This is a genomic window from Ferruginibacter sp. (assembly GCF_031430955.1).
GTDB lineage: Bacteria > Bacteroidota > Bacteroidia > Chitinophagales > Chitinophagaceae > Ferruginibacter.
In genome coordinates, this window is sequence record NZ_JANPCM010000161.1 from 1 (window position 1) to 6,342 (window position 6,342).

Sequence of the window (6,342 nt, forward strand, 5' to 3'; positions counted from 1 at the left end):
GCCTAAGCTTTCAAAAGTTTTACGGCCCATAACCACCGGCATTCCCCAGGTGGTGTTTTTAAAAAACTTCATGTCGTTGGGTAAGGTCCAGAGTAATTGGTTATCTCTGCCAATGGCGTAATTTTCTGCAGCGGCTGCAATGAGTGAAATCATAGAAAACAAAAATACGGATTCTGCCGCGAATGTTTTTGCCTGCAGATTACGCTGATGTCGCTGAGAAATACAGTGTTTTCTTTCTGCGGTATCTGCGTAATCTGCGGGAACATTTAGTTTTTCAAAATTTTAAATTCCACACGCCTGTTTAACTGGCGCCCTTCCGGGTTATCGGTACCATCAGTATTGGCATTGGCAGCAACAGGCTTGGTTTCGCCATAGCCTTTTGATATGATACGACTGGTAGTAATTCCTTTTGATATTATATATTCCATTACCGATCTTGCCCTGTTATCACTCAATGTCATATTGTAATCATCAGCCCCCTTGCTGTCAGTATGGGCACTCATTTCAATTTCTATATTGGGATACTCATTTAAAAATTTAACCACACGGTCTAACTCCACATAACTTTCGGGACGCAAATTATATTTATCAAAATCGAAAAACACATTGTTTAAACGAAACACCTGGCCAATTTCTATCGGCGCTAAATACAAGTCTTTATGAATTTCTTTATAGCCGGCTTTTATTAAAGAATCTAAATTTAAATTTTCGGAGATGGCGAAAAATTTATCTGCCGAGGCCCTGATGCTGTAATTTTTATCGTAAGGCAACACAATTTTAAACGAGCCGTCCACAGGGCTGCTAACACCATTACCCACTTCAGTTCCATCGGGTAAAGTTTGATAAATTAATGATGCCGTTAATGGCGCATTTGTTTTTGCATTGTACACATTACCACTTACCAGGACTACTGGATTAGGTTTTTCTTTTTCTAATAATTTTACTCTTACGATGTCGCTGGCGCCAAAAGCACCATCACTTGATGTTAAGTAAGCAAATTCTCCACCGGCATCTAATGTAAAAAATGCTTCGGAGCCTTCGGTGTTAATGGGCTTGCCCATGTTTACCGGTTCACTCCATTTTGTCCAGCTGTCGTCAAGGCGTTTACTCATCCAGATATCATTTTCACCAATGCCACCGGGCCTGTCGCTGCTGAAATAAAGTGTAACGCCATCCGCCGCAATAAACGGGCTCATCTCATTATAATCTGACAAATTAATTTTTTTGCCTAAACTTTTTGGTGCTGTCCAAATATCATTGCCTTCTAAAAAAGAAACATAAAGATCGTTTTCATAACTTTCTTTTTTATCCGTCATGTAAAATAATAATGTTTTACCATCTTGTCCCATGCTGGCGCCTATCTGCATGGTTCGGCTGAATTTTTCAAAATTCCTGATCTTGAGCATTTCGGCATTCGTCCAGCTGTTATCATTTCTTTTATGTATCATACTAACGCCCATGCCTAAGTATTGCCCGTCAATAAATGACCCTTTCAATAAAATAGTATTTAAATCGGGGGATATCCAGTACACCGCATTGTATTGCGATGCATTTACTTTAGCACTCAAATGTTTTGCTTTGCTCCATTTGCCTGTGGTATCCCTGGTGGAATACCAAATATCCTGTGAGTTGGGTACGGTTTGGTATTGAATATTTAAAGGATCGTTTTGACGGATAAAAAATAACAGGTTGCCATCGGCAGAAATTGTGGGCCGCATTTCGGGGTTACCGGTATTAATGAGTTCGCCTAAATTTTCTACTTTAACAATGGTGGTTTCTTTAATGATATTTTCTTTCTGCTCTTTTAAAGTAGTATCCTGTGCAGGTTGTGCTACGGCAGTTAAAAAGCAAAAAAATAAAGCAAAAAAAGTAAAGGTTGTCTTCATAAGATGGAATTAGCTTATGTAAGAACGAAAAATTGAAAGAAATAATGTGTGGGATGGGAAATAAAAATTGGCGAACTTAAATATTCTGATTTAATAAGTAATCATTGTATATTCAGCGATTTCAATGCTAATCTGAAGTGCTAATTAAATATTTTTTTGCCTGCTCAATAACAACTTGTTCGATATTTTTTGGAGTAGCCCCATCCCAATAATGCTGATATTCCAGACCATAATCAAGATCACTCCAAGCCCAATATAAAAGATAAAAATCAAAAATACGCTTATCGTCATCTATGGTTCCTGCAATCTTATAAAGCTGATATAAATTTCCCTTAACGTTTTCTTCATCTGCTATTTTTTCAATTAAGTATTCACAATATTGAAAAATTGCCACATTTCTTTCAGGAATTTTTAGACCTAATTCTTTAATCGATCCTTTTAAATATTCTTCTGCTTCATAAAAATTTGTGGGCTTTGAAAATCCTGACAAAATCAATAAGGAAGGAGTTTCATATCCAAGGGTTAGCATATCCACAGCCCAATCTATTGCTTCATTTATATCAAAATCCTGTAGTTCTTTGTATGCTAAAATTTTACTGGTAAGGCTACTATTTTTTTTCATTGGGCTTAATAAGATTACACCGCCACCGGCGCTTTTATCCCCGGATGACTCACATAATTCTCCAACTCAAAATCCTCAAACTTAAAACTAAAAATATCTTTTACGTCTGGGTTAATTTTCATTGTTGGTAATGGAAAAGGTGTACGGGTCAACTGCAAATTAGCCTGCTCAAAATGATTACTGTACAAATGCACATCGCCAAAGCTGTGTACAAATTCGCCGGGTTGTAAATCGCAAACCTGTGCAATCATCATCGTTAATAAAGCATAAGAAGCAATATTAAAAGGCACGCCTAAAAATACATCAGCACTGCGCTGGTACAACTGGCAACTTAATTTACCATTAGCAACGTAGAATTGAAAAAGGCAATGACAAGGCATTAATTTCATCTTGGGCAAATCAGCAACATTCCATGCACTGATAATCATGCGCCTGCTATCGGGGTTATTTTTTATTTGATGGATAAGGTCTTTTACCTGGTCTACTTCCACACCATCTGCACCAACCCAGCTACGCCATTGCTTGCCATACACCGGGCCAAGGTTGCCGTTTTCATCGGCCCATTCGTCCCAAATTTTTACGTTGTGCTGTTTTAAATAATCAATATTGGTACCGCCTTGCAAAAACCAAAGCAGTTCGTAAATAATACTTTTTAAATGTGCTTTTTTAGTGGTTACTAAAGGAAAACCTTTTTGTAAATCAAAACGCATTTGATAACCAAAAACGCTACGGGTGCCTGTGCCGGTACGGTCGCTTTTATCGGTGCCTGTTGCTATAATATGTTTAACTAAATCTAAATATTGCTGCATGGCTGCAAAATAAGTGAAAAGTTGAAAGTGTTTAGTTGAAAGTTATTAAGACAAAAAAACTCCCCAATTCGAAAATCCCTGCTTTCAACTATCAATCATCAACAATCAACTATCCTTTATCTTTGCACCGGAGAAATTATCATGAGCAAAAAAGGAAAAGTTTTAATGGCAATGAGTGGCGGTATAGACAGTACTGTTGCGGCATTGATGCTTCATAAGGAAGGGTATGAAGTAGTGGGCATTACTATGAAAACATGGGATTATGCCACCAGTGTGGGCACTACCGGAAAAAAAGAAACCGGCTGCTGCAACCTGGATAGTTTTAATGATGCAAGACAAGCTGCTGTACAACACGGCTTTCCGCATTTTATTTTAGATATAAGAGAAGAGTTTGGCGACTTTGTAATTGAGAATTTTGTTGATGAATATATTGCAGGCCGCACACCCAACCCCTGCGTAATGTGTAATACGCACATTAAATGGCGGGCATTAATGAAAAGGGCCGATGCTTTGGGTTGCGATTTTATAAGCACCGGGCATTATGCACAAGTGCATCAGCATACCAACGGAAGATTTTTTTTACGCAAAGGTTTGGATGAAACCAAAGACCAAAGCTATGCCCTGTGGGGATTGCAGCAGGATCTGCTGAGCCGCACTATTTTACCATTGGGCACTTACCGCAAAACCGAAATCCGTCAGATGGCACATGATTTTGGTTACCCCGAACTGGCTAAAAAAAGTGAGAGCTACGAAATTTGTTTTGTGCCCGACAACGATTACCGCGGTTTTTTAAAACGCAAAGTGGATGGATTGGAAAAAAGGGTGGATGGTGGATCTTTTGTAGATAAAAACGGCAATTTTTTGGGCAAACACAAAGGCTATCCTTTTTATACTATTGGCCAGCGCAAAGGGCTTGATATTGCTTTGGGCATACCAGCTTATGTTACCCAAATTATCCCCGAAACCAATACTGTGGTATTGGGCGAAGAGGATGATTTAAACCGTAACGATATGCAGGTAACCAAATTAAACTGGATAAAATACGAAGGCATTACCGAGGGCATGGAAGCAGTTACAAAAATCCGTTATAAAGATAAAGGTGCGCTTTCTAACCTGTACACATACGAAAATGGTATAAATGTACGTTTTTACGATAATGTAAAAGGTATTGCCCCCGGGCAAAGCGCTGTTTTTTACGAAGGTGATGATGTAATTGGAGGCGGAATAATACAACGTACCGCACCCATTTTATTATAACAGGCAGCTTTTTATACAAAAATTACATCTGTATTTGTAACACCCCATTTATGAGAAAACAAATTTCGTTTTTAGTAATTGCTTCGCTGATAATTTTTAGCGCCTGTAAAAAAAGCACCGAAGAACTTGCGACTGCACCAGTAAGCAATTATTATCCCCTTACAGTGGGCAAATACATTACTTACAGTTTAGATTCTATTGTGTATTACACCAACTTTGGTGCATCGGCAGTAATAAAAAGCTATCAGGTAAAACATTTGGTTGATGCCCAAATAACAGATAATACCGGAAGAAAAGCTTACCGCATAATAAGATACATTCGCAGTTTTAGTAATGCCCCATGGGTTGCCGATAATGTTTTTATGGCTGTACCCAGCCAAAACAGTATTGAGTTTGTAGAAAATAATTTAAGGTTTTTAAAACTTAAAGGTCCCATAAGGCAGGATTATACTTGGAAAGGCAATACTTATATCAACACCACTTCTTTAAGTTCTACCCTAAAATATTTAGATGATTGGGATTATGCTTACGACAGTTTGAACATGCCTGCAAAAATTGGTGCAGTAACCATTGACAGCACCATTAAGGTTGCCGAAATTGATAATCAAACCGCTATTGACAGAACTTTTAGCGAAGCTAAATATGCAAAAGGTATTGGAATGGTGTACCGCAGTTTTTTATACTGGAACAAAGGCAATGTAAACGGAACTTTTTCTGATGCCTCGTATGGGGTTGTCATGAAAATGATAGACCACAATTAAATTATTTTTTTAAGATAGTAAAGAGCTGCACATTGTATTGTTGCAGCTTTTTTATTTGCTACTATTTATATTTCCAATTCCTGCTTTTATTTTCTGCTATCATTTCTACAGCAGTGGCTATACGTTTATTTTTAGTTATTTCTGTTTTTGCTTCGGTAATCCATTGCACATATTCTTTTTTGTGGGAGTAAGGAAAGGCAGTAAATATTTGCAATGCTTTTTTATTTTTGTTCAACGCTTTTAAAAAATAATCAGGTACAAACAATTCTTTTTTATCTGCAGCTTTTGGTTTGGCGGCAAGCTTAACGCCTTTGTCGTTTAATGCCATGGCTTCTTTTATCCAGGCAATTATTTTTTTATCGGGTGGCAGATCTTTTAAAGAAGTTATCCTTCCTAAATGCCCCATCGAAACTTCTGATTTAGCATTTTCAACCAGAATGGAATCTTTCATCAGCGGGGCTTTCCAAAAACCCATAACAGCATGTTGTTTAAACGAAGCCATGTGACAAAGCATCTCTCCTTTGTAATCAAAGAATGGCATACTCCATTTCATCTTTTCTTCCACATTCGGGCAGGCTTTATGTACCAGCTCACGAATATGATTTAAAATGGGTTTTGCAAAATCGGCCGATTTTGCAATGTAGGCGTCGAGTGCTTTTTCTTTGGCAGCCATAATTATTTTTTTAATAATTTTTCTTTGCTGTACACATCCAGTCCCAGGGATAAGGTTCTCTTAACCATTTCGGGGGTTTATGAAATTCTGTTTTCCAGTCGTAATTTATTTTTTTTATTACCTGTACTTCAAAACCTTCCAGCCCGAGTAATAACTCCAGTTCTTCTTTTAAATAATGTTTGGTGGGCACATCATCAATATCGGTAACGCCCTGTTTTATATTTTTAAAAAGGTCAATTGCTTTTTTTGGTTCGGGCAATTTATCATTTTCTGCATCATCAACATTCCACCTGCCGGCAATAATATTGGTATATAATTTTGATTCTAATGAAGG

8 protein-coding genes are annotated in these 6,342 nt (G+C 37.6%); 2 read left to right on the top strand and 6 right to left on the bottom strand.

All coding sequences use genetic code 11. The annotated features are described in order from the left end of the window. From ACY65O_RS04290 to ACY65O_RS04305, 4 genes are all read right to left on the bottom strand, one after another. Positions 1-153 (bottom strand): dihydrofolate reductase (locus tag ACY65O_RS04290; RefSeq protein ID WP_462219620.1); only part of this gene is annotated, 153 nt, incomplete at its 3' end. 113 nt (positions 154-266) lie between these two features. Next, complete coding sequence (locus ACY65O_RS04295; protein ID WP_462219613.1) at positions 267-1,886, bottom strand: OmpA family protein; 1,620 nt, start codon at positions 1,884-1,886, stop codon at positions 267-269. 127 nt (positions 1,887-2,013) lie between these two features. Beyond that, positions 2,014-2,508: a hypothetical protein gene (locus ACY65O_RS04300; protein WP_462219614.1), complete on the bottom strand. Its 495-nt coding sequence runs from the start codon at positions 2,506-2,508 to the stop codon at positions 2,014-2,016. A gap of 14 nt (positions 2,509-2,522) precedes the next feature. Further along, on the bottom strand, positions 2,523-3,317 hold the full coding sequence (locus tag ACY65O_RS04305) for a thymidylate synthase (RefSeq protein WP_462219615.1): 795 nt from the start codon (positions 3,315-3,317) through the stop codon (positions 2,523-2,525). Positions 3,318-3,458: 141 nt separating this feature from the next. Between ACY65O_RS04305 and mnmA the strand changes: the two genes are divergently transcribed. Then, positions 3,459-4,574, top strand: a complete 1,116-nt coding sequence (gene mnmA, locus ACY65O_RS04310; RefSeq protein ID WP_462219616.1) for a tRNA 2-thiouridine(34) synthase MnmA — start codon at positions 3,459-3,461, stop codon at positions 4,572-4,574. Between the two features lie 50 nt (positions 4,575-4,624). Further along, on the top strand, positions 4,625-5,335 hold the full coding sequence (locus ACY65O_RS04315) for a hypothetical protein (protein WP_462219617.1): 711 nt from the start codon (positions 4,625-4,627) through the stop codon (positions 5,333-5,335). A gap of 61 nt (positions 5,336-5,396) precedes the next feature. On the opposite strand, the gene ACY65O_RS04320 is transcribed toward ACY65O_RS04315, so the two are convergent. Next, positions 5,397-6,008: a DUF5655 domain-containing protein gene (locus ACY65O_RS04320; protein WP_462219618.1), complete on the bottom strand. Its 612-nt coding sequence runs from the start codon at positions 6,006-6,008 to the stop codon at positions 5,397-5,399. Positions 6,009-6,018: 10 nt separating this feature from the next. Beyond that, on the bottom strand, positions 6,019-6,342 hold a 324-nt coding region (locus tag ACY65O_RS04325), incomplete at its 5' end, for a hypothetical protein (RefSeq protein ID WP_462219619.1).